The sequence below is a fragment of the Streptomyces polyasparticus genome (assembly GCF_014493765.1).
Lineage (GTDB): Bacteria > Actinomycetota > Actinomycetes > Streptomycetales > Streptomycetaceae > Streptomyces > Streptomyces polyasparticus.
Genome location: NZ_JACTVJ010000136.1, coordinates 1 through 777, shown reverse-complemented (window position 1 = coordinate 777; position 777 = coordinate 1). Strand labels below are relative to the sequence as shown.

1 protein-coding gene is annotated in these 777 nt (G+C 40.0%); it reads left to right on the top strand.

Features of this window, described 5'->3' with window-relative positions; translation table 11 throughout:
* Nucleotides 1-99: 99 nt before the first annotated feature.
* Complete coding sequence (locus H9Y04_RS49205; RefSeq protein WP_187820177.1) at nt 100-705, top strand: respiratory growth induced protein 1; 606 nt, start codon at nt 100-102, stop codon at nt 703-705.
* Nucleotides 706-777: the final 72 nt, after the last annotated feature.

Sequence of the window (777 nt, the reverse complement as noted above, 5' to 3'; positions counted from 1 at the left end):
GTTTCAAATTCAAGCACATTTTTGTTTGAGTTTGATTTCTAGTTCACAAGTTTAAATTGATAGTTATACGACACCCGCACAGCACCTTCAACTCCAACCATGACTGCGAAAAAATCCAAGTCCGGTAGAATGACCACTGCCTTGGACTTGACCACCTGTGAGAAACTCGAACACTTGCAACCCATTCCTAAATCCAGATCTTCTTCGATTACCTCAATTGAGTCGGAAGATGGCATGATGTCGACGGTTTTGAAGCCTCCACCAAGAAGAGACTTTGACGACTTGATGGCGTTTGAAGGTTTCATTAGGGATGAGACCTGGGACAATGACTTTGATTATTGTCATGCTCACTTGACATATTATCCACCTTTTATCATGAAAGAGGTGCACAACAATTTAGACAAAATTAAACCCACCATGAACAAAAACTCGAGAAAATTCAAGAGAAATCTTCAACATCACATTAAAAAACACTTGATGCACGACATGGAGACGTGCTCAGGATTCAAGATGGACTTTAACAAGGTTGGAATGGTGGAAACACCAACTAAAGTCAAATGGAGATTTGAGGATATGGGCGACCATGGCTTCTCCAAAGAGGAGGAAGACATGTATGGAAGACACTGGAAACTTGAGCTTGAGGTTACCTGCAACAACGAAAATCCCTTGGTTGAGGTTGACTATAAGGCCACCCCAATTATGTGAATATGATTTTCCAGATATCATATAGTTGCCTGTTCTGATTGGTTTTTATAATGTTTACGAATAACGAATAAA

What these genes read in the sequence shown, in the direction of transcription:
- H9Y04_RS49205 (WP_187820177.1), top strand. Translation starts at nt 100, where the DNA reads ATGACTGCGAAAAAATCCAAGTCCGGTAGAATGACCACTGCCTTGGAC.